A 22,587-nucleotide genomic window follows, 5' to 3' on the forward strand; every position below is an offset into this window, starting at 1 on the left:
ACAATAATTTCATTGCTAGATCAATCTCGTCGGCGGCACAGAGACAAACCAGCCCCGGCAAGAACCAAACAACCGGCAATAAAGCCGGGATCTTGCAACCAAGGAGTACTATCAGATGCAACCGCTCGCCTCCCAGACCACCGAACCCCGTCTGGAACAGACCGCGATGAAAGCCGGCGCAATGCCAGCCATCGCGCGCCCCGCCGGACCCGTGTCCGGAAAGGCGGCCAACGACAATGCTGGCAATTGGAGACCCACCCTCCTGGTCCAGCGCCGCCGCCGCCTCAACAGGCGAGCCGGTCGCGTCTAGCGAAGTCAGGTGGTCCGGGCCGGGAGACTCTCACTCTCATCGCGCCCTCCCGACCGAGCCCCTGAACAAACCGCCCTGCCCCGCCCGGCAGGGCGGTTTTATATTTGGCCGACAAGGGCGGTGTTATATTGGAGAGCGGAAAAGTTTGGGCCGTATCCAGCCAGCCATGCGGAAATGCACTGGAACGAACGCTTCATCCTCATCGGACTCAAACAGCACTGCCGTTCCGGTGGGCAGCTTCTCTTCCAGCTTACGCGCAGCGCCCGCATCCACACTGCCTGACTGCTGCATGATGGATAGCGCCGTCTCATGCATACCCGGATTGTGACCGATCAGCATAAGCGTTGAGGCGTCCTCGGCGGCTTGCGTGATGGCATCCTGAATGGTCGGCACACTTGCAAGATAAAGTTCGTCCAGCAGCCTCACCTGGCAGGCAGGAAAAGTCTCATGGAGGTGGCGCCAGGTTTCCCGTGTACGCCGCGCCGTCGAAACAAGCGCGACGTCGGGTTTCCAGCCTAACTTCGACAATTCGGCTGAAACAGCCACTGCATCCTTGTGACCACGGGGCAGAAGCTTGCGGTCGCGGTCCGACACGCCTTCATTCCACACCTCAGTCTTGGCGTGCCTGAGCAGGATCAGACGTTTCATACGCGCTCGCTGGCCTCGATGGCCTTAGTAAAATTAAAGACCGAAATCAGCACCCTCAACTTGTCCTCTTGCGCGCCGAAGCCAATTTGTCTGGTCAAGATATAGCAATCAACGGAGAAAGCCATGAGCCTTCTACTAGGTGATACAGCACCCGATTTCGAGGCCGAAACGACCAAAGGCAAAATCAATTTCCATGACTGGATTGGTGATGACTGGGTCATGTTCTTCTCGCATCCGGCAGACTTTACCCCGGTCTGCACGACGGAGATCGGCTATACCGCGAAGCTGAAAGACAAGCTGGCGGCACGCGGCGCCAAGGCGATCGTGATTTCCGCAGACAGCCTCGAAGACCACAAGGAATGGGTCAAGGATGTCGAGGAAACGCAAGGCACCAAGGTTGACTTCCCGCTGATCGCCGACCCGGACAAGAAAATTGCGACGCTCTACAACATGATCCATCCGAATGCGGATGCGAAGGTCACGGTACGCGCGGTCTATGTGATCGACCCTAAAAAGAAAATCCGCGCCTCGATCATCTATCCACCGAGCGCAGGGCGGAATTTTGACGAGATCCTTCGTCTCATCGATTCGCTGCAGCTTACCGATGGCTACAAGGTCGCCACACCAGCGAACTGGCAGGACGGCGAGGATGTGATCATCGTGCCGAGCGTTTCGAATGAAGACGCCGACAAGATGTTTCCGAAGGGCTACAAGACCATCAAGCCCTATCTGCGCACGACGCCGCAGCCGAATAAATAGGCGGCTGACTGCCCAACATCAGAACAAAGCCGCGCCAGATATCTGGTGCGGCTTTTTTATATTGTGGTGACAGGGCGGGCCCTAGCGGGTCAGCAATCGGAAAAGTTTCTGACTGGGGCTCAGCGTGCGGCGTTTAAGGCCCAGACGTCGGCGCAGGCTTTGCGGAGTGTCATAGACCGAGCGCAATCGTTTCAGCCGCTTGAGAGCATCTGCCGAGCGGGGTGAAATGGACTTTTTCGCCATCGCAAACCTCCTTTTCGCTGACCCTGCTTTAGCACAAACCGCCAAAGGACCGAAGACCCCGGCCCGAAAGTGACAGAAAACTTTCACGCGACAGACGTAAAAATGTCTGGAAATCGCGCCATAGGCGAATCATGTCGGCGCTCGCTCTTGTCCAGTCTCTCTCCCGCCCAGGCGGCCAATCGCCCAATGATGACCGTGCAAACGGCAAGGCCGGCACGGCCAGCGGACATGCATGGGTCGTTGACGGGGCCACCGGCGTTGCCGACCGCAGCTATATTTCCTCAAGCGACAGCGATGCAGCCTGGCTCGCCGCGCGCCTCGATCAGCTTTTCGCAGACCTGCCTCAGACCTCAGAACCCCTGCGTGTCGCCATGCGGCGGATCATCGGGCGCGTACGCGATGACTACCTCATCGAAACATCGCTCTCTTCAGTGCCGGACTATGCGATCCCGTCGGCCGCGGCGCTCTATTGCGGCTGGGAGCAGAGCGGACACCGCGTCCATGTCAGGTTCTCCAGCCTTGGCGATTGCAGCGCGATCGTCCGCGAAGCCAGCGGCCTGCTTCATATTGTCGGCGATCTCTCAAACGGCGGATCGGACGCAGACATGCTCGACAGGTTCGGCGCTTTCCATGGCGACCGCAGCCCGACAGCCGAGGCAGAACTGCGCGACTTTCTCAGGGCCCGCCGCGAACGGATGAACAAGCCTGATGGCTACTGGGTCTTCTCCATCGCGCCAGAGGCCGCAAGCCACCTCAGCGAGTGCGCGCTTTGTCTGCGCAGTCCGGCCGATATGATGATGATGACGGACGGCTTTGCCCGTCTCATCGACCATTTTCAGGCTTATACACCCGAAACACTGATCGATGCCGCTCTCACGCGCGGGCTTGAGCCGCTCTATGAAGAGTTGCGCGCGCTTGAAGCTGCCGATCCCGACTGCGAGACTGCTCCGCGCGTCAAGTCAGAGGACGATGCGAGCGCGGTGCTTGTCAGGCTGGAAGCAACAGGCAAAGGCGCTGACGCAGCCTAGGTCGGCATCTTGATCTTGCCGTGCACAAGGTCGGAGTAATCTCCCACCAGGGCCTCGGTGACTTCACCCGGCTTGTAGTTGACCTCACCGATCTGGCGGACAGGCGTAATCTCTGCTGCCGTGCCCGTAATGAAGCATTCGGAGAAATCGGGCAGCTCTTCCGGCATGATTGTGCGTTCAATGATCTCCACCTGGCGTGACCTGGCCAGCTTGATGGCCGTCTGGCGCGTAATGCCGTTCAGGAAACAGTCAGGCGTCGGCGTGTGCAGCGCGCCGTCCTGAAGGAAGAAGATGTTGGCGCCAGTCGCCTCGGCCACATGGCCGCGCCAGTCCAGCATCAGCGCATCGGCAAAGCCGTTCTGCTCGGCGGCATGCTTGGAAAGGGTACAGATCATGTAGAGACCGGCAGCTTTTGCCTCGCACGGGGCGGTGGCCGGGTCGGGGCGGCGCCACTGGGCGTGCGTCATCGCAATGCCCTTCATCTTGTCAGCGAAATAATCGCCCCAGTGCCAGACAGCGATCGCGACATGGATCCTGTTGCTCTGCGCCGATACGCCCATCATTTCCGAGCCGCGCCAGGCAAAAGCCCGGACATAGGCGTTCTCAAGGCCGGATTTTGCCAGCGTTTCCTTCTTCGCCTTTTCGATCTCGTCGACCGTATAGGGCAGCTCGAAGCCGAGAATGTTCGCCGACCGATGAAGGCGCTCTGTGTGGCGACGTGATTCGAAGATATGACCGCCATAGGCGCGCTCACCTTCGAAGACAGACGAGGCGTAATGCAGACCATGTGTCAGGACGTGAATCTTCGTTTCACGCCATGGGACGAACTCGCCATCCATCCAGATGTATCCATCGCGATCATGATACGGTGTGGATGCGTCGGCCATTATTTCTCGTCCTTGCTTGAACTCTTACCGGAAAGACGCTCCATTCTCAGATTGTGGCATCTGAAGTCAACCAGAAGACAGGCGAAACCGCTCGTGTCGATCCGCGGCTTTTTCTCAGGGAGGAAGAGCTGGACAATGGTATTGCGCTATTACTGGCCAGTGAGCGCATTATCGGGGAGATCACACGCAAGGCGAAACGCCAGACGGGCCTCAACGCCTCCAGCATGCGCCTTCTCATGACGATCCGCTTCGAACCTGGCCTCACCGTCAGTGAACTTCGCAACCTGACCGGCGCGACGACGCCAACGATCGCCCGTTTGCTCGGAGAGCTCGACAAGCAGAACCTCGTCGTGAAGACACAGGGCGGGCGCGATGCCCGGCGCAGGCGCCTTACCCTGTCGCCTGAAGGCGAGCTATTGATGCGCCCCCTCGTTGAGCAGCTGCGCACGGCACTCCGTGAGGCTTACCGCGATGCCGGCGCGACCGCTGTTGCGGGCACCCGCGCCGTGCTGGAGGCCCTGACCAAATGAGCGACGCCCAGCATATCCTTGTCGTCGATGATGATGACCGCATACGTACGTTGCTCAAGAAATACCTCACCCGTAGCGGCTACAGGGTGACCGCCTCGGCCAGCGCTGGCGGCGCGCGCAAGCTGATGACGACCTTCGATTTCGATCTGGCCGTGCTCGACATCATGATGCCAGGTGAGTCGGGTCTCGATTTCCTCTCCAGTCTTCGACAGGCAGGCAAGCGAGTGCCTATCCTCCTGCTCACCGCCAGAGGCGAGACCAGCGACCGGATCGAAGGGCTGAAACGCGGCGCGGACGACTATCTCGCCAAGCCGTTCGAACCCGAAGAGCTTCTCCTGCGCCTCGAAGCGATCCTCCGCCGCACGCATGTCGAACCGCCGCCCGAAGAGGTTGAAATGTCGGGCCTGGTCTTCAACGCAAAGCGCGGCGAACTCACCTCAGGCGCGCGCCGGGTCCGCCTGACAGAAGCAGAATTGCAGCTTCTCTCCATGCTGGCTTCGAAAGCCGGTGAGCCGGTGAGCCGCGAAGAGCTTGCCTCGAAATCCCCCAACAGCACGGAACGCTCCATCGACGTTCAGGTCACCCGCCTTCGCCGCAAGATCGAGCCGGATCCAAGACAGCCCGTCCATATCCAGACGGTACGCGGCATCGGCTATCGTTTGATGCCCGACTAGGTCATCGCCCCTGGCATCTGCCGCTTTGCCAAACGCCTCCTCGCCGCTAAGGCTGAACACGCATGGCACGCCGTTTTCATATTCGCCTTCGGGACATCACGCCGCGCGGGCTCTATCCGCGCTCTGTGCTCATGGTCATCCTGCCTGTGGTGCTGCTCCTCTCGGCCGTGACCTATATTTTCTATGACAGTCACTGGCGTCATACTTCGCGCAAGCTCAGCCAGACCATGGCGAGCGAGATCGAGTTCATGGTGGGCCTGCGCGCCCGCTACCCCGATCAGTTCGATATGTTGCGCCGCGACGCCCGCGAAGCGATGCAGCTCGATGTGACGGTCCTGCCAGACGCAGTCCTTCCGACCGAGCAGAAGGATCTCTTTTTCACCGCCCTCGATGAAATCCTTTCCCGAGAACTCGACGTGTCGCTGGATCAACCCTTCTGGTTCGACATTTCCGGCTATAGCGAGACGGTTGAAATCCGCGTCCAGGACGGCCCCGACGTGCTCCGCTTCCTCGCAGAGCGGGACCGCACTTTCTCGACGACAGGCCATATATTTATCGTCTGGGTCATCGGGGCGAGCGGCATCTTGATCGCGCTCGCGCTCGGCTTCCTGCGCAATCAGGTGAAGTCCATCCTCAAGCTTTCAGAGGCGGCAAAGGCGTATGGACGCGGCCGCGACGCTGGCAATTACCGCCCCTCAGGCGCCACCGAAGTCCGCGACGCCGCACGCGCCGTGATGGACATGCGGACGCGGCTGACAGCCTTTGCGGAAGAACGCACGACCATGCTGGCCGGGATCAGCCACGATCTTCGAACGCCTCTCACACGGCTGAAGCTTCAGCTCGCCATGATGGAGAACTCACCGGAAATCGAAGACGCCCGGCAAGACCTGAAAGAAATGTCGGTCATGCTGGATGAGTATCTTGCCTTCGCCAGCGGCAAGGAAGGCGAACAGCCCGCCGAGTTTCGCTTTGATGAACTGGTCGAAGACCTTGTGGCCGCGCTCGGCGGCACGGCCACAATCCGTGCCACCACGCCAATCAGCATCATCGGCAGGCCGGGCCTAATCCGGCGCGCGCTCTCCAACCTGATATCAAACGCGCAAGGCTTTGCCACCAAAGTGGAGATCGAGGTCATCAAGGGCCCGCACCTTGTCGAACTCGTGGTCGATGATAACGGCCCGGGCATCCCCGAAGAACAGCGCGACGAAGCCTTCAAACCGTTTCACCGGCTCGACGCCTCCCGAAATCAGAACGTCCCCGGCACGGGCCTCGGCCTCTCGATCGCGCGCGACACGGCCCGCCAGCATGGCGGTGACATCCGGCTGGAAGACAGCCCGCTCGGCGGTCTGCGCGTGCGGTTCAGGCTGCCTGCCTAGAATCCCGCAGGCCGCGGCAATCCGGGTGAGCTAAGGCAGATCACTTTGAACCGGCTGCCGAGCTCAGCTGGATCGACCAGCCGCCGGACACCCTCATAGATATCTTCAGCGCGGCCCGGATTGGCCTTGATCAGTGCCTGCATCCGCGCTTCGGCGCCAAGCGCCAGCAGGAACGGCCCCTGCTCCACCGGGCCAGCAACGTCCAGCCCGCGCTTTTGCGCAAGACGCGCCAGACGCGAAAAATCAACATCGACGGTGAGGTCGCTTTCGCCCGGCATCTCCAGCGGCCCGACCTGCTGACCGTCTTTGAACCCCCGCAATGTGTCGCCCGGCGCATGGTCTGCAGGTCCGTAATCGACGAACAACGCGCGGCCCGGCGCTTTTGCAAAGGCCGCCTCTAGCGTCTCGCAAAGCGTATCGAGCGCTGGCTGGACCTCGACGCTGGCCTGGTCGTCGCCAGCCTCTGCCGAAAGCGCGCCGATCTGGTCTGTCGCCAGCCCAAAGGTCAGCTCCCCCGCGTCAGAAAGGCCAACGACACGCTCCAGCCAGCCATCCTTGCCACGCGCAAACTGGCGCGCTGGCAGGCAGTCCAACCACTCATTTGCGAGCAGCAGGAACGGCCGGTCCCCAAGCGTTTCAAATGCGCCAAGAAAGTCTGGATGAAATGGCGACAGCCTTGTCTTCTGCGCGGCGGCATAGACGGGGCTGGCTTCGCTGATCGACAGGGCGAACCGGTCTCCGCCGCCCGCCTGACCGATGGCGCGCATCATGTCGTCCATCATCGTGCCGCGGCCCGCACCAATTTCTATCAGGTCAACCGGCTGCGGCGCGCCCATGGCCTGCCACTCATGCAGGCTCCAGAGGCCCAGCAATTCGCCGAAAACCTGGCTGATCTCCGGGGCGGTGATGAAGTCGCGGCCAATACCGGGCCGGGTGGCGTAATAGCCAAACTCCGGATCATGCAGGCACGTATTCATATAGGCGGTCACAGGCAGCGGCCCGCCCGCCTCGATGAGGGCCGTCAGCTTGGCCTTCAGATTTGTCATGCCCTCGCGGGGCCGGCCGGCGGTTTGCTAAGGCCATGCCAGACGAGAAACGCGCCGCCGATCCACATCGGGAGCGACAGGAGCTGGCCCATGGTCAGCCAGTCAGGCAGCACGCCAATTGTGAAACTGTCCGGCTCCCGGAACTGCTCGGAGATGGTCCGCCCGGCTGCATAGAAAAGCAGGAACATGCCAGCCGAAAGGCCGCGGCGCTTCAGCAGGCCGAACTTCCAGACAAGGATCGAGATGACGATGAGCGGCAGAAGGCCTTCCAGAAACGCCTCGTAGAGCTGGCTTGGATGGCGCGGCATCTCCGGTTCGCAAAGGCGATAGGCCGGATTCTGGTCGCGGCAATACACCCACTCATTCGCCTGCCAGTCATAGGCAGACGGTGTGCCACCCGTATAGGCTTCCGGAAACACCATGCCGAACGGGCCGTCCGTATGGCGGCCATAAAGCTCAGCATTGATGAAATTGGCGCAGCGGCCAAAGAATATGCCGATCGGGGCGACGACGCCTGCAATATCGGCCAGCGGCAACAGCTTCACCCCCCGCATCCTCGCGGCAATCACAATGGCGATGGCAACGCCAAGAAGCCCGCCATGAAAGGACATGCCGCCTTCCCAGATGCGCAGCAGGCCGAGCGGGTCGCGCTGAACGGTCTCAAACTGGAAGGGCAGCTGGTAGAAAAGGATATATCCGATCCGCCCGCCGAGGATCACGCCCAGCGTCACATAGAACAGGATGTCATCGATATCGTCTGGGGTCGCAGGGCTCTGCCCGCCCCATAGCCGCTCACGCTTCACCAGCATGACAGCATAGCGCCATCCAATGATCAGCCCGGCAATATAGGCGAGCGCGTACCAGCGGATCGGAAAGCTGCCAATCTCCACAAGCGCCGGGTTAAACTCCGGAAAGCTGAGGGCTGCTGTATAGAGTGCGTGCATCGCCTGTCTTTTCCCTGGGCTCGCCGTAGCCTATCTGTAGACGGACACCGGCTAGTCTCTCCCCTTAGTCGCGGCAAGGAGTAACCGCATGGCCAATACAAATCCACTGTTCGATGACCTCGCAGGCCTGATGACCGGCGCCATGGGCGCGGCGCGCTCGGCCAGCGAAGAGGCCCGCACCGCCATGCAGTCGCGGGTTCGCGAGTTCATCGCCGACATGGACCTCGTCGAACGCGACGAGGTTGAAGCGCTTCGGGCCATCGCCATCAGCGCGCTCGAAAAGGTCGAAGCGCTGGAAAGCCGTGTCGAGGCGCTTGAAAAGAAATCCGGCTGATCAGCGAAAGTCGCCTGCCAGCCGGACGCTCTTCATGAGTGCATGGACGCTCTGCCCCGGCTGAAGACCCAGCTCCACGAGGGCCGCCCGCGTGATTTGTGCGCGAATGATTTCGCCCCCGATCGCCAGATCGACCAGCGCATCTGCGCTATCATCCCGCGACACGATCCGCGCCACCTCTGCTGGCAGGACATTGCGGATCGACATCCGCCCCGGGCGATCAACCGCAATCGCAACGTCGCGCGCGTCTATGAAGAGGCGCACCCTGTCGCCTTCGCGCGCGGTTTCGCTCGCCGGCAAGAACACCGCCGCACCGCCTGCCTCAAGCTGCATGAGCCCGCCGCCCGCATCCAGGCGGGCAATGCGCGCATCGACCAGGGAGGCGGGCCCTGCCCCTTCCGAGAGCGGGCCAAGATCAAGCTCCCGTCCAATCTCGGCAACCGGCCCGCGCGCCATCACGCGCCCCCCCTCCATCACGACGATCTGTGAGGCCAGCGCAGCGACCTCTTCCAGATCATGGCTGACATAGAGAACCGGGCAGTTTGAGCGCTGCGGCAGGTCCCTCAGAAATGGCAGGATCGCCCGGCGCGCCGCCCGGTCCAGCCCCGTCAGTGGCTCATCCAGCAACAACACATCCGGGCAAGACAATACCGCACGCGCCAGCGCGACCCGCCGGCTTTCACCGCCGGAAAGTGAGCCAGCGCCCCGATCCAGCAACGGACGCACGCCAAACGCATCGACCACACCCTCGAAATCAGGCGAGAGACCAGCCTTCGAGGCACGGCAGGCGGCGAAATCGAGGTTGCCCCGCACATCGAGATGGCTAAAGAGCCGCGCATCCTGAAAGACATAGGCAGCGCCGCGCCGATGGACCGGGACAAAGGTCTTCGTTGCCGCATCCTGCCACACCGTATCGCCAAACCAAATGACCCCGCTCGCAGACGGCTCCAGCCCTGCAATCGTGCGCAGCAACGTCGTCTTGCCGCTGCCGCTCGGCCCGAAAACCGCCGTCACGCCCTCCAGCATCAGCGTTTCATCAACCTTCAGGCTGAACCCCTGGCGCGTCACCGCGACATCAAGATGAAGCTGATCAACTGACACGGAGACGGTAGCTCCTGTTGAGGGTGTAAACCCCGACCAGCACGACAAAGGAGAACACCAGAAGCCCGGCCGAGAGGATATGCGCCTCGGCATATTCAATCGACTCGACATGTTCATAGATCGCGATGGAGATGACCCGCGTGCGCTCTGGAATGTTGCCGCCAACCATCAGCACCACGCCAAACTCCCCGATTGTATGTGCAAAGGTCAGGACGCAGGCCGTCAGGATGCCCCGCGCCGATTGCGGCAGCAGCACCGTCCAGATCGCATCCAGTTTTGAGGCGCGGAGCGTCGCCGCAGCTTCCAGTGGTCCGCGCCCGACCGCTTCGAAGGCCGACTGCAGCGGCTGCACCATGAAGGGCAGCGAATAGATGACCGAGCCAATGACCAGCCCTGCAAAGGAAAAGCTGAGCGTGCCGCCCGTCAGGCTGACCCAGGCCCCGCCAAGCGGCGCGGACGGGTTCATCAGCAAAAGAAGATAGAAACCAATCACCGTCGGCGGCAGGACCAGCGGCAAGGCTGTCACCGCCTCGACGACAGGCTTCACGCGCGAACGGGTGGACGCCAGCCAGTAGGCAAGCGGCACACCTGCAAGAAGCAGGATCACCGTCGTGACCGCTGCCAGTTGCAGGCTGAGGAGGACCGGCCCGAGATCAGGCATCACGTCTCAGCCGTCGCCATAGCCATGCTCACGCATGATGGCGCGGGCTTTTTCCCCGCGAAGAAAGGTAATGAAATCCAGCGCGGCGTCATTGCCAGCTGCGTGGCGCATCAGCACGAGGTCCTGCCGGATCGGATCGTGGAGCTTGTCCGGCACGGTCCATACACCGCCCTTTCCGGCCATCGCCTCCGATGACGCTTGAGAGGCAGCCACAAAGCCGAGCTCCGCATTGCCGCTGGCAACCAGCGCCAGCGCCTGTCCCACATTCTGTCCAAACACTTTCCTTTCGGATAGCGCTTCGCTCAGGCCAAGCGCCTCAACCGTTTGACTGGCCGCTGCGCCATAAGGCGCAAGATCGGGGTTCGCCATGGCGAGCGCGCGGAAGTCGCCTGCGCGCAGGACAGCCTCGCCATCCAACTCGCCGGTGTCTGCATCCGGCATCCAAAGGACCAGCCGCCCGGTCGCAAAGGTAAACTGAGTTCCAGCCATGCCGCGCCCGGTCTCGACAAGCCGCCTTGGCCGGTCACGATCAGCGGCAAGGAAAACATCGAAAGGCGCGCCATTTTCGATCTGCGAGTAAAGCTGGCCGGTCGATCCTGACGAAATCGAGACATCGTACCCGGTTTCTGCCTCGAACTCAGCCTCTAGTGCTTTTGCCGTTTCAAGAAAATTTGTCGCCACAGCGACCATCACATCGCCGCGATGCGGCTGGCTGCAGGCTGCGACCAGTGCAAGCGACAGGGTGAGGGCGACCCCGGCACATCTGATCCAGCGCAATCTTGACATTTCAATGGTCTAGCACCCAGCCCGAGGTCCAGCAACGCTTGGTGCGATCGGCCTGGGCGCTGCTGATACAGCTGTGCTGAGCGTTTGAAACCCGCACATAGGCGTGCGAGGGAATGCGGTCAGGCTTCCACAAGTGAAAAGGGAGTTCAGGTTGCAGGGGTCTGCCCCCATGTTACCGTCCCGGCCAGTGGCGGCTTGCCACGCTGATTCGGAGGAAATCGCCGATGAGCCTCAATCTCGAACAATCTCACGACCTTGGCGGCGACCCGCTCGACATGGTCGAAGCTTGCCTCGAACATGCGGGCTGGGAACACCAGCGCGACGACGATGCAGCGGTCCAGTGCATTGCACAGACCCGCTGGGGCGAAATGGGCGCACTGATCGCGTCGCGCCGCGAACCTCCAGCCCTCCACTTTACCGTGACGCTTGATCTCAAACCGACCGCCGCCCGGACAAACGCTATTGCGAAGCTGGTCCTGATGGCGAATGAGCGCCTCTGGCTTGGCCACTTCGACTACTGGTTTGAGGACAACCTCCTCCTATTCCGTCACACCCTGCCAATGCTCGACCGGATCGAACCTGAAGAAGGCGAAATCCGCGCGGTGATCGCAGCGGCGACCGATGCGATCAACATGTTCGTGCCCGCCTTCAATTTCGTGATCTGGGCCGGAAAAACGCCTGAAGAAGCCATCGACGCGGCGATGTTCGAAACCGATGGCGAGGCCTGAGCCCGGACTGACGCTAGTTGGCGGTGGCCGTATGGGCTCTGCCCTGGCTGGCGGCTGGATCAAGTCCGGCTATGAAGGCCCGATTGCCGTTTTTGCGCCAAGGCCATCCGATCTGGTCAGGTCTTGGGAAAATGACGGCAAGATCCGCCTTAATCCTGATTCAGCTACGGCCAGCACACTTGTCATCGCGGTGAAACCGCAAATTTTTCCGAAAATTCTCGATGAACTTCGCACCCTGGTCGGGCCGAACACGCTTGTCCTGTCGGTTATGGCTGGCATCACCTTGTCATCACTCGCCGACAAGCTCGGCACGAAGCGGGTGGCCCGCGCCATGCCGAACACGCCCGGTCTTGTTGGCGAAGGCATGACGCTGCTCTGCCTGCCGGAGGACGCTGAAGACGACGACGCAGCCTATCTGCGCGAGCTACTCACCCCGCTTGGCGCCGTCGAAGGCCCGCTCGGCGAGAACCAGCTTTCTGCCGCCACAGCCATTTCCGGCTGCGGCCCGGCCTACGCTTTCCTTCTTGCTGAAGTCATGGCGGCGGCAGGCGAGGCCAGGGGTCTCCCCCGTGATCTCGCCCTTCGTCTTGCGCAGAAAACCGTGCAAGGCGCAGGCGCGTTGATGATGGAGAGCGAGGACCCGCCGTCGACCCTTCGCGAGAACGTCACCTCGCCCGGCGGTGTCACCAAGGCAGCGCTGGACGTCTTGATGCGCGAGGGCGCGATGCCATCTCTCATGAAGGAGGCGGTCGATGCTGCGATCAAGCGCGACCGCGAACTTTCAGGAGACTGACACATGAACGATGCGCGCAAGGACCTACTCAACCAGGGCGTTGAGGCCGCGCTCGATCTTGGCAAGACAATCGACTGGCGCGACATAACGCTAAGCGCCATTGCAGAGCGCGCCGGCCTGTCGCTGAAGGATTTCCACGGCGTCGCCGACAAGGCGAAGATTTCCGATGCCGTTGAAGCCTGGCTCGACGAGGCCATGAGCGAAGGCTCGACCAGCGACGACGAAACCCCGCGCACCCGCCTCTTCGATGTCATCATGATGCGCTTCGACAGGATGGAAGAGCACCGCAATGCGCTCGTCTCGCTTCAGGAATGGCGCCAGACACAACCGGCGCGCCTGCTAAACCTGCTGTCTGCCCGCCAGGCCACCGCCAGCTGGGCGCTTGCCTGTTCGGGCCTCGATGGCGCAGGCGACCTGCCAACACCTCTCCGCACGACCGCCGTCGCCTGGGCTGTCGCTCAGGCCGAGATCGCGTGGCGCAAGGAAGACAGCGCAGACATGTCGCGCACCATGGCAAAGCTTGACGGCGAGCTGCGCAAGATGGAAGAGCGGGCCGGCTGGATCAAAGGGCGCTTCGGCAAGCGCAAACCGGACAGCGACAGCGGCGCCGACATACAGACCTCGGCCGCCGATGAACCCACCACAGAACATCAGCCGAGCTAGGCCCGAAAATTGGATACAGTCCCTCACGTCTTCGCCCCGCACCTTGCCAGCATGAATGGCATTCGCCACGGTTTTTTTGGCCGCCGCGGCGGGGTCTCAGGCGGAATCTACGACAGTCTGAATGTCGGGACCGGGTCCGATGACAAGCCAAAGTCAATCATGCGCAACCGTGCCATTGTCGCCGAAACCATTGGCGCGATTGGCCCGCAGACGCTGCTCTCCTGCCATCAGCACCATTCCGACACCGCCATCCTCGCCACCATGCCCTGGGACGAACAGAACCGGCCAATGGCGGACGGCATGGTCTGCAACGTGCCGGGCATCGCGCTCTGCATCCTGACGGCCGATTGCGTGCCGGTTCTTCTCGCTGACCGCAAGGCGAACGTTATCGGTGCCTGCCATGCCGGCTGGAAAGGGGCACTGGACGGCATCTGCGAGGCCACCATCGCCAAGATGGAAGAGTCCGGCGCCACCCGAAAGAATATCTACGCCGCCGTCGGGCCCTGCATTGGTCAGAAAAGCTATGAGGTCGGCCCCGAATTTCGCGACATCTTCATGGAAAAGGCGCCCTGGAGCGCAAACCTCTTCCACGCAGGCGAAGGCGACCGCTTCCACTTCAACATCGAGACCTTCGTGAAGAACCGGCTGGTCAAGGCTGGCCTCGCCTTTGTCGACGTCATCGGACACGACACGTGCGAGCTGGAAGGCGTGTATTTCTCCAACCGCCGCCGCAATCATTTCAATCAACCAGACTATGGCCGCCAGGCCTCGGTCATCATGCTGGAAGACTAGGTCTTCTGAGCGGCCTCGCTCTTCGACAGGCTAAGGGTTAGCCGTCATCAACCGCCGAGAAATAAGCGCATCCTCATCCTGAGCCTGTCGAAGGATGAAATGTGTGAACGTTCGGGTCACCTGCACCCTTTTTCTTGCGACTCTCATCCCCGTGCGCCAAAAGCACCGAAACTGATCTCCAGGGAAGGCCGACCCCGCGATGAAACTTATTACCTGCAACGCGAACCGCCCGCTCGCCGAAGCCATTGCCGACCATCTCGACTGCCCGCTCTCCAAGGCCGAGATCAAGAATTTCGCCGATGACGAGATTTTCGTCCGCATCAATGAGAACGTCCGCGGTGAGGATGTTTTCCTGATCCAGTCGACCTCAAAGCCTGCAAACGACAATCTGATGGAGCTGCTGATCGCCATCGACGCGCTGACCCGCGCCTCGGCAGAACGCATCACGGCGGTCATCCCCTATTTCGGCTATGCCCGTCAGGACCGAAAAACCGATGGCCGCACGCCCATCTCCGCCAAGCTGGTGGCAAACCTCATCTCGACCGCAGGCGCCGACCGCGTGCTGACGATGGATCTCCACGCCGGCCAGATCCAGGGCTTCTTCGATGTGCCGACAGACAATCTCGTCGCCATGCCTGTGATCGAAAAAGACATCCGCATGACCCATAATGGCGCCGACCTTATGGTTGTCTCGCCAGACGTCGGCGGCGTGGTCCGGGCCCGCAACCTTGCCAACCGGCTCGGCTGCGACCTTGCCATCGTCGACAAGCGCCGCCCGGTTGCTGGCCAGTCGGAAGTCATGAACATCATTGGCGATGTCAGTGGACGCCGCTGCATCCTGGTCGATGATATCTGCGACTCCGGTGGCACGCTTGTGAACGCTGCCAAGGCGCTGAAAGATCAGGGCGCCGTCGGCGTCAGCGCCTATGTCACGCACGGCGTCCTGTCTAACAATGCCGTCAAGCGCATCGAGGCCTCGGTGATGGACGAGATCGTCATCTGCGACACGATCCGGCCGACAGAAGAAGACTTCCAGTCTGACAGCCTGCGCGTCCTTTCGGTCGCGCCGCTGCTGGGCGAGGCGATCCGCCGTATCGCAAACAATGAGAGTGTCTCTAAACTCTTTGACTGACCTGCAATGCAGGTATGGACCATCCTTCTGGAACGTCCGGTCCCTTCTTCGTGTTGGTTAAACAGCACATCAAGCAAGAAGAAAGGGCCAGTAAATGGCTGACAGTCAGAGACTGAGCGACATGCTCGTCACCGTAAACCCCACAAATGGCGAAGAGATCGACCGTTATCCCTATATGAGCGATAGCGAGTTCGACACCACGATCCAGAAGTGCCACGAGGCCTTCCTCAACTGGCGCCATGAGGCGCCGAAAGAACGCGCCGAAATCATCAAGAAAATCGGCGAAGGGCTGAAAGCCAGGAAGACCGAGCTCGCCCAGCTGATGACCAAGGAGATGGGCAAGCTCGTCAATCAGGGCGAGGCAGAACTCGATCTCTGCATCGGCATTTGCGACTGGACCGCGCAAAACGGCCCGAAAGAGCTCAACAATGAAGAGCGCGAGATCCCCAATGGCGGACGCGGCATCATCACCTATTCGCCAATCGGTGTGATCTACGGCATTCAGCCATGGAATTTCCCGGCCTATCAGGTCGTGCGCTATGCAATCGCCAATCTGATGGCCGGCAATGGCGTCCTGCTGAAGCACGCTGAGTCTGTCACCGGTTCAGGCCTGATGCTGGAAGAAATCTTCCGCGATGCGGGCCTTCCAGAAAACCTCTTCTCGGTCCTGCGCATCACGCATGATCAGTCCGACAAGGTCATCGCGCACAAGCTTGTCCGCGGTGTCACCCTGACAGGCAGCCCGTCAGCTGGCGAAATCATTGCCAAGAAGGCAGGCGAACAGCTGAAGAAAACGGTGCTCGAGCTTGGCTCGAACGATGCCTATATCGTTCTGGAAGACGCTGATCTCGAAAATGCGGTCAAGCAGTGCGTCACCGGCCGGATCTTCAACAATGGTGAGACCTGCGTCGCAGCAAAGCGCTTTATCGTCGTCGATGCTATTTACGACCAGTTCCGTGATGCCTTCGTCAAGGCGATGAAAGACATCAAGCTTGGCGACCCGATGAAGAATGAAAGCGACCTCGGCCCGATGGCCCGCGAGGACCTTCGCGACGATCTGCACGATCAGGTCAGGAAGAGTGTCGAGAACGGTGCCCAAATCGCTTGCGGTGGTGAGAAGCCAACACAGAGGGGCTGGTGGTATCCGGCCACTGTGCTCGAAGACGTCAAACCAGGCCAGCCGGCCTATGACGATGAACTCTTCGGCCCTGTCGCAGCGCTCATTCGCGCCAAGGATGCAGACGATGCGATGCGGATCGCCAATGATAGCCGGTTCGGCCTCGGCGGCGGCATCTTTTCCGAGAACAGGGACCGCGCCATCGAGCTCGCCGAGAAGTATTTCGATACCGGCATGGTGTTCATCAATGGCTTCGGTCTTGCCCAGCCCAACATGCCGTTCGGCGGCGTGAAAAACTCCGGCTATGGCCGCGAGCATGGCGGGTTCGGCATGAAGGAATTTGTCAACGCCAAGGCGATCAACGTCATGGGCTAGTCTTCGGCCCCTCAAATGCCGACTGACAACTGACGACGGCGCCGCTGGTCCTTTATGGGTCAGCGGCGCTTTCAGTTGCGCGGTTGCGCGTCTGTTAGCCTTGGTGTAATGCCCCCAGCTTCAGAAAGGGCGGCGCGAGGCCGTTCCTGTCAGGCTGTCACCGCCCTCAATGACACACCAGGCGGCGGACTTCAGGGCGAAAGGAAAATTCAATGTCTCAGAAACTTAATTACAACGTCGTGATGCGTGAGCGGACCGGCAAGGGCGGCGCCCGCGAAGCCCGTCGCAATGGCATGGTTCCCGGCGTGATTTATGGCGGCGGCGAAGACCCGGTTGCGGTCAGCCTCAAGCTCAACGAAGTCATCAAGGGCATTAATTCCGGCCACTTCCTGACCTCCACAGCCAATCTTGTCCACGACGGCAACAAGCAGCTTGTGATCCCGCAGGCGATCCAGCTGCACCCTGTCACCGACATGCCCGTCCACGTTGACCTTTACCGCGTGAACGCCAGCCAGATCATCGCGGTCGAAGTGCCCGTTCACTTCCGCAACGAAGACGAAGCGCCAGGCCTCAATCAAGGCGGCTCGCTGAACATCGTTCGCTTCGCCGTTGAGCTGAACGTGCGCGCAGACAGCATTCCTGACTTCCTGGACGCAGACCTCGCCGGTCTTCAGATCGGTGACAATGTCAAGATTTCCGACATCAAGCTGCCGGAAGGCGCAGAGCCTGCCATCACCGACCGCGACTTCACCATCGCGACCATCGTCGGCAAAATGGCTGAAATCGTCGAAGACGTCGAGGAAGAGACAGACGCAGATGAAGTCGAAGCCATCAACCAGTCCGATGAGGATGGTGAAGGCGAAGGTGACGACGCCGCAGAAGGCGACGACGAATCCAAGGAATAGTCCACCGGATTACGGGCTGGCTGAAAGGCCAGCCCGACCCTGCGGACGACCGCGTAACGGAGCCTGTCATGCATATTCTCGCCGGACAGGGAAATCCGGGCGCCAAATATGCAGGCAACCGTCACAACTTCGGCTTCATGGTGCTCGACAGGATCGCAAGCGACCATGGATTCGGCCCATGGAAGTCGCGGTTCCAGAGCGAAACCTCCGAAGGCACGGTCAAGACGGCCAATGGGCCGGTCAAGCTGCTGCTCCTGAAACCCCAGACATTCTATAATGAAAGCGGCCGCGCTGCAGGCGAGGCTGCGCGCTTCTACAAGCTTTCGCCTGAAGACGTCACCGTCTTTCATGACGAGATCGATCTTGCCCCCGGCCGTGTGCGCCTCAAACGCGGCGGCGGGCATTCAGGCAATAATGGCGTGCGCTCCATGCTCGCGCATCTCTCGCCAGAGGTCCGGCGCGTACGCCTTGGCGTTGGCCACCCCGGCGACAAGTCATTGGTGATGCCCTACGTCCTCTCCGACTTTGCGAAAGCTGACAAGGACTGGGTTGAAGGGCTGATGGATGCGTGTTCGCGCGCCCTGCCGCTTCTCTTCGAAGACAATGAAGAGCGCTTCCAGAGCGAAGTGATGCGCCTTGCTCCCGCGCCAAAGCGCGACCCAAAACAGACCAGCTAGTCGATCTCGACTGGGTCCGCCTCTATTTCACCGGCAGCCTCATCGTGCTCAGACGGCAACAGCGAACTGTGAACCAGCGAGCGCGGCACCTGCCCTGCCGGGCAGGTCTCCATCACATTGACGATACCGCCCGATGCGCCGGGTCCGGCTAGCTGCGTGACCGGATTGCGATAGACGAAAGCCAGCACCAGCATACCAACGAGAACAAGGCCGGTCGGCACGAGGATCAAAAGACCGCGGGCCCCACCTCCTGGGCGATTGTCTGCAAAGTCGACAGCCGGGTTCGGCGGTTTAAGCTCCAGACGGTGGCCATGCGAGGCATCGGCGATCTGCGCGGTTGCGGCCGCGCTCGCTGCCGCCGCTGACGTCACGCGCGGTTTGTTGTCTTCGCTGGGAGCCTCGCTCTTGGGTTTCTCCGGCGTGGCAGCCTTCCGAGCGCCCTTCTGGGCCAGCGGATCTGTCGGATGCGCCTCTTTCCAGGCAAGCTTGCCAGCCTCGTCGGATGAGGCGAGCGCCAACCAGTCGGCCAGCCCCTCGCGTCCATCCTTTTGCCCCAGCGTCTCGCAAAGCGCGCCGAACGCGTCCGGCGTCTTTCGCGATGTGAGGCCCGTCAGGTCGAACCGCTTGTCCTTGTCGAACGGGTCGTCCGGCACGGTCTCATCAAGGTTTGCCTGAACCAGAGCGTCAGGCCGCGACCGCGCCAGATGCGCCATGGCATGCACCCAGTCGGCGTCAGGCTTGCTTGTGTCGCAGGCCCCTGCCGACCAGAGCACCAGGACGCTAGCGGCCTTGTTGCAATCGCTGAGATCGCGTGAGCTTGGCGTCGTGTGTTCGCGTTTGGCATCATATCGCACGCGGAATTTCAGCGCGCGGAGCTTTCTCGCGAGTATCGTCGCCTTGTCGCTGTCGCCCATTGCCGAGACCAGCAGCACGTCGAACGCCATGGAATACCTCTCCGAAGCCGGGCCTTTGTGTACGCAATTACCTACGCCCGAAGCAACCGAATACCAGCCATTCCAGACATTGCCCCCTGTTCTGACGGCAAAAATGCGCTATGCCGCGCGCCAGACCAGACCGGCGTTACCAAACCGGAAGAAGGAGTGCGCACATGGGTTTCAAATGCGGGATTGTAGGCCTGCCAAACGTTGGCAAATCCACCCTCTTCAATGCGCTCACCCAGACCGCAGCTGCGCAGGCGGCGAACTATCCGTTCTGCACGATTGAGCCGAATGTCGGCGAGGTCGCCGTGCCAGAGCCGCGCCTTAACAAACTGGCAGAAATCGCCGGCTCGAAAGAGATCATCCCCGCCCGGATGAATTTCGTCGATATTGCAGGCCTCGTCGAAGGCGCCTCCAAGGGCGAAGGCCTCGGCAACCAGTTCCTCGCGAACATCCGCGAGACCGATGCGATCCTCTACGTCCTTCGCTGCTTTGAGGATGATGACATCACCCATGTCGCCGGCCGCGTCGACCCGATCGCCGACCTCGATATCGTCGAGACAGAGCTGATGATCGCCGACATGGAAAGCCTCGAAAAGCGCCGCGCGGGCGTCGAGAAGAAAGCCAAGTCCGGCGAGAAAGACGCCAAGGAAACGCTCGTCCTGCTCGACCTTGCCCTCGCCGAACTCAATGAAGGGCGCCCTGCCCGCATGGCCGATATCCCGAAAGAGGATATGAAAGCCTGGCGCATGCTGCAGCTCCTGACAGCAAAGCCGGTTCTTCTCGTGGCCAATGTCGATGAAGACAGCGCGGCGACAGGCAACAGGTATTCCGAACTGGTGATGGCGCGCGCTGAGCAAGAAGGCGCCGAAGCTGTCGTCATCTCCGCCCAGATCGAAGCCGAGATGGCCGTCCTCGCCCCCGATGAGCGCGCCGAATTCCTGGAAATGCAGGGCCTCGAAGAACCCGGCCTCAACCGTCTCATCCATTCTGGCTATCAGCTTCTTGGTTTGCAGACCTATTTCACCGTCGGCCCCAAGGAGGCCCGCGCGTGGACCATCCGCAAAGGCTGGACCGCACCGCAGGCCGCAGGCGTCATACATGGTGACTTCGAAAAAGGCTTCATCCGCGCCGAGACCATCGCCTATGATGACTTCATCGCGGCAGGCGGCGAAACGGCCGCCAAGGAAGCCGGCAAGATGCGCCAGGAAGGCAAGGAATACCTCGTCAAGGAAGGCGACGTCCTGCACTTCCGGTTCAACGTGTAGACTGAACTCCACAGCTTGCGTCACCCTCGACCGCCCACAGGCGGTCTGAGGGTCCATCTTCTGAGCTTGAACGATCCAGGCTCCGGTGATGGCAGGAGCTGGACTCTCAGATGAACCTGTCGGTTCAACGAGAGTGACGCCAGACGGAAAACGTTTGGCGTTCATCAACGACCCACTACCATCCCTCACATGCCCAAACTCCTCATCGTCTACTTCTCCCGCACTGGCGGCGCCGCGCAGATGGCGAAAGCCGCTCACGAAGCCGCAACGACCGAAGAGGGCTGTGAAACCATCCTGAAGCGCGCTGAAGACGCTGGGCCAGACGATCTCCTCGCTGCGGACGGCTACATCTTCTGCGCCCCGGAAAACCTCGCCGCCATCGCCGGCGGCATGAAGGAATTCTTCGACCGCTCTTATTACCCCGTGCTCGGCAAGATCGAGGGCCGCCCTTACGCCCAGATGGTCTGCGCTGGCTCAGACGGCGAGAACGCGATGAAACAGACCGCCCGCATCGCAAAAGGCTGGCGCCTGAAAATCGCGCAGGAGCCGTTCATCATCTGCACCCACGCCCAGACCAGAGAAGACATCCTCGCCGACAAGACGATCCGCGAAGACGACCTGCGCAAATGCCGTGAGCTCGGAGAAGCCATGGCCGCCGGTCTGGCGATGGGCGTGTTCTGACTAAACCCAACACAGCCTCATGGTGAACGAAGTCGAACCACGAGGCGGCAATGTCGCGTGTATCGCCTCGTCCTTCGATTTCGCTCAGAATGAGGGCTTTCTATGCTCAGCGCGGCGCACCTGCCTCCTGATAAAGCGAAAGCGTGTGCCCATCGGGGTCCGCAAAATCAGCCGTCAGCCCGCCATCCGGGGCGTGGGAGACCGGCGTCACGATTGTCACCCCCTTTGAGGCAAGCCCCTCCACGACACCGTCGATGCCGCCTTCCTCCAGATTGAACACTACGACAGGGCTGTCGCCGCGCTTGCCGTCCTGCTGGAAGAAGATCAGCGACACACCATTCGCGGCCTCCGCCATCAGCCAGTCAGCCCCGCCTGCCTCGCCCTCTTCGCCAGGCATGCGCGTCAGGTCGAGTCCGAGACTGTCGCGATAGAATACCCCTGTGCGGTCAATATCGGCCACATAGAAGACGATGGCACCAATTCCTGTTTTCGTGAGCATGAAGACCTCCTCTAGCTGGTTCGCTCACATCCTTGTTGCCGCCGATTGGCGATCTGTGAGGTCGTCAGCACAAAAAAATGACCGTCAGGGTCATGGCTTGCCAGAAACCCGCCGCGCCGGGCGAGCCGCGCTCTCATCATCTGACGCATGGCGCCATAAGGCAGCACCTCATCCAGCGTCAGATCCACGTCCGGCGAGGTCTCAATCGAGCGCTTGAGCTGGGAGATACGCTGGCGCAACGCCGTATCCGACAGGCCGAGCAGCCATCCGATCTCAGCACGCGTCGCCCCGTTCAGCGCCAGCAGCGCGGTCACGCGCAAAGACGGGCTGAGACCGGCGAGGCTGACGGCAGTCTTGTCAGCCACACCTACGGGCACGTCAAAAACCTGCTGCCAGCCCGTCTCTCTCTCACGCCGGCGCACAGCCGTGCGAGCTACCTGCCGAGCCTGATTACGGATGACGCCGCGCAGCCATTTCTGCGTCGCTTCAGACTCAATATCGGTTCGGCCCACCTCGACCGCCGCAAGACAAGCCAGCTGAACAAGGTCCTCTGCCTCGTCAGGCCGCCCGGCATGCCGGCGCGCAATCGCGCCAAGCTTTCGTACCCAGTGCTCGCTCATTCTGACTGCCTCCGGTGCGCCCGAAGCCTCTCTGCGCTCTGGACGCGCCCATTTGTTCCCCGTATGTTCAGC

At 61.1% G+C, this 22,587-nt stretch carries 28 protein-coding genes; 17 read left to right on the forward strand and 11 right to left on the reverse strand.

Translation table 11 applies throughout. The features are described from left to right. The first annotated feature begins 115 nt into the window (after nt 1-115). Nucleotides 116-310, forward strand: a complete 195-nt coding sequence (locus tag F550_RS0108220; protein WP_018148062.1) for a hypothetical protein — start codon at nt 116-118, stop codon at nt 308-310. 123 nt (nt 311-433) lie between these two features. Here F550_RS0108220 and F550_RS0108225 read toward each other — a convergent pair whose 3' ends face one another. Beyond that, a complete protein-coding gene (locus F550_RS0108225; RefSeq protein WP_018148063.1) occupies nt 434-958 on the reverse strand; it encodes a SixA phosphatase family protein in 525 nt (174 codons plus the stop codon). Nucleotides 959-1,081: 123 nt separating this feature from the next. Between F550_RS0108225 and F550_RS0108235 the strand changes: the two genes are divergently transcribed. Then, the gene (locus F550_RS0108235) at nt 1,082-1,717 is read left to right on the forward strand and encodes a peroxiredoxin (protein WP_018148065.1); all 636 of its coding nucleotides are present in this window, start codon (nt 1,082-1,084) and stop codon (nt 1,715-1,717) included. A gap of 81 nt (nt 1,718-1,798) precedes the next feature. Here F550_RS0108235 and F550_RS19165 read toward each other — a convergent pair whose 3' ends face one another. Then, nucleotides 1,799-1,960: a hypothetical protein gene (locus F550_RS19165; protein WP_156807876.1), complete on the reverse strand. Its 162-nt coding sequence runs from the start codon at nt 1,958-1,960 to the stop codon at nt 1,799-1,801. A 131-nt stretch (nt 1,961-2,091) separates the two neighbouring features. Here F550_RS19165 and F550_RS0108240 point away from each other — a divergent pair, with 131 nt between their 5' ends. Beyond that, complete coding sequence (locus F550_RS0108240) at nt 2,092-2,988, forward strand: protein phosphatase 2C domain-containing protein (protein WP_018148066.1); 897 nt, start codon at nt 2,092-2,094, stop codon at nt 2,986-2,988. On the opposite strand, the gene F550_RS0108245 is transcribed toward F550_RS0108240, so the two are convergent. Beyond that, nucleotides 2,985-3,875, reverse strand: coding sequence for a branched-chain amino acid aminotransferase (locus F550_RS0108245; RefSeq protein ID WP_018148067.1), 891 nt, complete (start codon nt 3,873-3,875; stop codon nt 2,985-2,987). The two genes, F550_RS0108240 and F550_RS0108245, sit on opposite strands and share 4 nt — an antisense overlap. Nucleotides 3,876-3,928: 53 nt before the next feature. Between F550_RS0108245 and F550_RS17295 the strand changes: the two genes are divergently transcribed. From F550_RS17295 to F550_RS0108260, 3 genes are all read left to right on the forward strand, one after another. Then, nucleotides 3,929-4,405, forward strand: a complete 477-nt coding sequence (locus tag F550_RS17295; protein WP_018148068.1) for a MarR family winged helix-turn-helix transcriptional regulator — start codon at nt 3,929-3,931, stop codon at nt 4,403-4,405. After that, nucleotides 4,402-5,079 (forward strand): response regulator, encoded by a 678-nt coding sequence (locus tag F550_RS0108255; RefSeq protein ID WP_018148069.1) that lies wholly within the window; start codon nt 4,402-4,404, stop codon nt 5,077-5,079. Before F550_RS17295 ends, F550_RS0108255 begins: the two co-directional genes overlap by 4 nt. A gap of 62 nt (nt 5,080-5,141) precedes the next feature. Next, nucleotides 5,142-6,455, forward strand: a complete 1,314-nt coding sequence (locus tag F550_RS0108260; RefSeq protein ID WP_018148070.1) for a sensor histidine kinase — start codon at nt 5,142-5,144, stop codon at nt 6,453-6,455. Here the strand turns inward: F550_RS0108260 and F550_RS0108265 are convergent. Together F550_RS0108265 and lgt are read right to left on the reverse strand one after the other, a co-directional pair. Next, nucleotides 6,452-7,501, reverse strand: a complete 1,050-nt coding sequence (locus F550_RS0108265; RefSeq protein ID WP_018148071.1) for a class I SAM-dependent methyltransferase — start codon at nt 7,499-7,501, stop codon at nt 6,452-6,454. The genes F550_RS0108260 and F550_RS0108265 overlap by 4 nt on opposite strands. Next, the gene (gene lgt / locus F550_RS0108270) at nt 7,498-8,445 is read right to left on the reverse strand and encodes a prolipoprotein diacylglyceryl transferase (RefSeq protein ID WP_018148072.1); all 948 of its coding nucleotides are present in this window, start codon (nt 8,443-8,445) and stop codon (nt 7,498-7,500) included. The genes F550_RS0108265 and lgt overlap by 4 nt, the downstream gene beginning before the upstream one ends. Nucleotides 8,446-8,533: 88 nt before the next feature. On the opposite strand from lgt, the gene F550_RS0108275 reads away from it, so the two are divergent. Continuing rightward, nucleotides 8,534-8,779, forward strand: coding sequence for an accessory factor UbiK family protein (locus tag F550_RS0108275; RefSeq protein WP_018148073.1), 246 nt, complete (start codon nt 8,534-8,536; stop codon nt 8,777-8,779). Here the strand turns inward: F550_RS0108275 and modC are convergent, their stop codons facing one another. The 3 genes from modC to modA are packed head-to-tail and all read right to left on the reverse strand — an operon-like array spanning nt 8,780 to nt 11,327. Further along, complete coding sequence (gene modC, locus F550_RS0108280) at nt 8,780-9,880, reverse strand: molybdenum ABC transporter ATP-binding protein (RefSeq protein WP_018148074.1); 1,101 nt, start codon at nt 9,878-9,880, stop codon at nt 8,780-8,782. Then, the gene (gene modB / locus F550_RS0108285; protein WP_018148075.1) at nt 9,870-10,541 is read right to left on the reverse strand and encodes a molybdate ABC transporter permease subunit; all 672 of its coding nucleotides are present in this window, start codon (nt 10,539-10,541) and stop codon (nt 9,870-9,872) included. The genes modC and modB overlap by 11 nt, the downstream gene beginning before the upstream one ends. A 6-nt stretch (nt 10,542-10,547) precedes the next feature. Next, nucleotides 10,548-11,327, reverse strand: a complete 780-nt coding sequence (modA, locus tag F550_RS17300; RefSeq protein ID WP_051076825.1) for a molybdate ABC transporter substrate-binding protein — start codon at nt 11,325-11,327, stop codon at nt 10,548-10,550. Between the two features lie 224 nt (nt 11,328-11,551). On the opposite strand from modA, the gene F550_RS0108295 reads away from it, so the two are divergent. The 8 genes from F550_RS0108295 (at nt 11,552) to pth (ending at nt 18,509) form a co-directional block, all read left to right on the forward strand. Then, nucleotides 11,552-12,055 carry a type III secretion system chaperone family protein gene (locus F550_RS0108295; RefSeq protein WP_018148077.1) on the forward strand — a complete coding sequence of 168 codons (504 nt, stop codon included), beginning with the start codon at nt 11,552-11,554 and terminating at the stop codon, nt 12,053-12,055. Further along, nucleotides 12,042-12,848 (forward strand): pyrroline-5-carboxylate reductase, encoded by an 807-nt coding sequence (gene proC, locus F550_RS0108300; RefSeq protein WP_026180657.1) that lies wholly within the window; start codon nt 12,042-12,044, stop codon nt 12,846-12,848. Before F550_RS0108295 ends, proC begins: the two co-directional genes overlap by 14 nt. Before the next feature lie 3 nt (nt 12,849-12,851). After that, the gene (locus F550_RS0108305) at nt 12,852-13,511 is read left to right on the forward strand and encodes a hypothetical protein (protein WP_018148079.1); all 660 of its coding nucleotides are present in this window, start codon (nt 12,852-12,854) and stop codon (nt 13,509-13,511) included. A 9-nt stretch (nt 13,512-13,520) separates the two neighbouring features. Continuing rightward, nucleotides 13,521-14,303, forward strand: a complete 783-nt coding sequence (gene pgeF / locus F550_RS0108310) for a peptidoglycan editing factor PgeF (protein WP_233349008.1) — start codon at nt 13,521-13,523, stop codon at nt 14,301-14,303. A 199-nt stretch (nt 14,304-14,502) separates the two neighbouring features. After that, nucleotides 14,503-15,435, forward strand: a complete 933-nt coding sequence (locus F550_RS0108315) for a ribose-phosphate pyrophosphokinase (RefSeq protein WP_018148081.1) — start codon at nt 14,503-14,505, stop codon at nt 15,433-15,435. A gap of 94 nt (nt 15,436-15,529) precedes the next feature. Continuing rightward, on the forward strand, nt 15,530-16,927 hold the full coding sequence (locus F550_RS0108320) for an NAD-dependent succinate-semialdehyde dehydrogenase (protein ID WP_018148082.1): 1,398 nt from the start codon (nt 15,530-15,532) through the stop codon (nt 16,925-16,927). A gap of 212 nt (nt 16,928-17,139) precedes the next feature. Then, a complete protein-coding gene (locus tag F550_RS0108330; RefSeq protein WP_018148084.1) occupies nt 17,140-17,832 on the forward strand; it encodes a 50S ribosomal protein L25/general stress protein Ctc in 693 nt (230 codons plus the stop codon). A gap of 68 nt (nt 17,833-17,900) precedes the next feature. Then, nucleotides 17,901-18,509 carry an aminoacyl-tRNA hydrolase gene (gene pth / locus F550_RS0108335; RefSeq protein WP_018148085.1) on the forward strand — a complete coding sequence of 203 codons (609 nt, stop codon included), beginning with the start codon at nt 17,901-17,903 and terminating at the stop codon, nt 18,507-18,509. Here the strand turns inward: pth and F550_RS0108340 are convergent. Beyond that, nucleotides 18,506-19,453, reverse strand: coding sequence for a hypothetical protein (locus F550_RS0108340; protein WP_018148086.1), 948 nt, complete (start codon nt 19,451-19,453; stop codon nt 18,506-18,508). The two genes, pth and F550_RS0108340, sit on opposite strands and share 4 nt — an antisense overlap. 164 nt (nt 19,454-19,617) lie before the next feature. On the opposite strand from F550_RS0108340, the gene ychF reads away from it, so the two are divergent. Next, nucleotides 19,618-20,715, forward strand: a complete 1,098-nt coding sequence (gene ychF / locus F550_RS0108345; RefSeq protein WP_018148087.1) for a redox-regulated ATPase YchF — start codon at nt 19,618-19,620, stop codon at nt 20,713-20,715. A gap of 189 nt (nt 20,716-20,904) precedes the next feature. Continuing rightward, on the forward strand, nt 20,905-21,396 hold the full coding sequence (locus F550_RS0108350; protein ID WP_018148088.1) for a flavodoxin family protein: 492 nt from the start codon (nt 20,905-20,907) through the stop codon (nt 21,394-21,396). Between the two features lie 106 nt (nt 21,397-21,502). On the opposite strand, the gene F550_RS0108355 is transcribed toward F550_RS0108350, so the two are convergent. Both F550_RS0108355 and F550_RS0108360 read right to left on the reverse strand, forming a co-directional pair. Next, nucleotides 21,503-21,895: a VOC family protein gene (locus F550_RS0108355; RefSeq protein ID WP_018148089.1), complete on the reverse strand. Its 393-nt coding sequence runs from the start codon at nt 21,893-21,895 to the stop codon at nt 21,503-21,505. 11 nt (nt 21,896-21,906) lie between these two features. Beyond that, a complete protein-coding gene (locus F550_RS0108360; RefSeq protein ID WP_018148090.1) occupies nt 21,907-22,515 on the reverse strand; it encodes an RNA polymerase sigma factor in 609 nt (202 codons plus the stop codon). Nucleotides 22,516-22,587 lie beyond the last annotated feature (72 nt).

It is taken from the genome of Henriciella marina DSM 19595 (assembly GCF_000376805.1).
Classification (GTDB): domain Bacteria; phylum Pseudomonadota; class Alphaproteobacteria; order Caulobacterales; family Hyphomonadaceae; genus Henriciella; species Henriciella marina.

Coding starts and splice junctions, on each gene's coding strand:
- F550_RS0108220 (WP_018148062.1), top strand. CDS start 116: ATGCAACCGCTCGCCTCCCAGACCACCGAACCCCGTCTGGAACAGACC.
- F550_RS0108225 (WP_018148063.1), bottom strand. CDS start 958: ATGAAACGTCTGATCCTGCTCAGGCACGCCAAGACTGAGGTGTGGAAT.
- F550_RS0108235 (WP_018148065.1), top strand. CDS start 1,082: ATGAGCCTTCTACTAGGTGATACAGCACCCGATTTCGAGGCCGAAACG.
- F550_RS19165 (WP_156807876.1), bottom strand. CDS start 1,960: ATGGCGAAAAAGTCCATTTCACCCCGCTCGGCAGATGCTCTCAAGCGG.
- F550_RS0108240 (WP_018148066.1), top strand. CDS start 2,092: ATGTCGGCGCTCGCTCTTGTCCAGTCTCTCTCCCGCCCAGGCGGCCAA.
- F550_RS0108245 (WP_018148067.1), bottom strand. CDS start 3,875: ATGGCCGACGCATCCACACCGTATCATGATCGCGATGGATACATCTGG.
- F550_RS0108255 (WP_018148069.1), top strand. CDS start 4,402: ATGAGCGACGCCCAGCATATCCTTGTCGTCGATGATGATGACCGCATA.
- F550_RS0108260 (WP_018148070.1), top strand. CDS start 5,142: ATGGCACGCCGTTTTCATATTCGCCTTCGGGACATCACGCCGCGCGGG.
- F550_RS0108265 (WP_018148071.1), bottom strand. CDS start 7,501: ATGACAAATCTGAAGGCCAAGCTGACGGCCCTCATCGAGGCGGGCGGG.
- lgt (WP_018148072.1), bottom strand. CDS start 8,445: ATGCACGCACTCTATACAGCAGCCCTCAGCTTTCCGGAGTTTAACCCG.
- F550_RS0108275 (WP_018148073.1), top strand. CDS start 8,534: ATGGCCAATACAAATCCACTGTTCGATGACCTCGCAGGCCTGATGACC.
- modB (WP_018148075.1), bottom strand. CDS start 10,541: ATGCCTGATCTCGGGCCGGTCCTCCTCAGCCTGCAACTGGCAGCGGTC.
- modA (WP_051076825.1), bottom strand. CDS start 11,327: ATGTCAAGATTGCGCTGGATCAGATGTGCCGGGGTCGCCCTCACCCTG.
- F550_RS0108295 (WP_018148077.1), top strand. CDS start 11,552: ATGAGCCTCAATCTCGAACAATCTCACGACCTTGGCGGCGACCCGCTC.
- proC (WP_026180657.1), top strand. CDS start 12,042: ATGGCGAGGCCTGAGCCCGGACTGACGCTAGTTGGCGGTGGCCGTATG.
- F550_RS0108305 (WP_018148079.1), top strand. CDS start 12,852: ATGAACGATGCGCGCAAGGACCTACTCAACCAGGGCGTTGAGGCCGCG.
- F550_RS0108315 (WP_018148081.1), top strand. CDS start 14,503: ATGAAACTTATTACCTGCAACGCGAACCGCCCGCTCGCCGAAGCCATT.
- F550_RS0108320 (WP_018148082.1), top strand. CDS start 15,530: ATGGCTGACAGTCAGAGACTGAGCGACATGCTCGTCACCGTAAACCCC.
- F550_RS0108330 (WP_018148084.1), top strand. CDS start 17,140: ATGTCTCAGAAACTTAATTACAACGTCGTGATGCGTGAGCGGACCGGC.
- pth (WP_018148085.1), top strand. CDS start 17,901: ATGCATATTCTCGCCGGACAGGGAAATCCGGGCGCCAAATATGCAGGC.
- F550_RS0108340 (WP_018148086.1), bottom strand. CDS start 19,453: ATGGCGTTCGACGTGCTGCTGGTCTCGGCAATGGGCGACAGCGACAAG.
- ychF (WP_018148087.1), top strand. CDS start 19,618: ATGGGTTTCAAATGCGGGATTGTAGGCCTGCCAAACGTTGGCAAATCC.
- F550_RS0108350 (WP_018148088.1), top strand. CDS start 20,905: ATGCCCAAACTCCTCATCGTCTACTTCTCCCGCACTGGCGGCGCCGCG.
- F550_RS0108355 (WP_018148089.1), bottom strand. CDS start 21,895: ATGCTCACGAAAACAGGAATTGGTGCCATCGTCTTCTATGTGGCCGAT.
- F550_RS0108360 (WP_018148090.1), bottom strand. CDS start 22,515: ATGAGCGAGCACTGGGTACGAAAGCTTGGCGCGATTGCGCGCCGGCAT.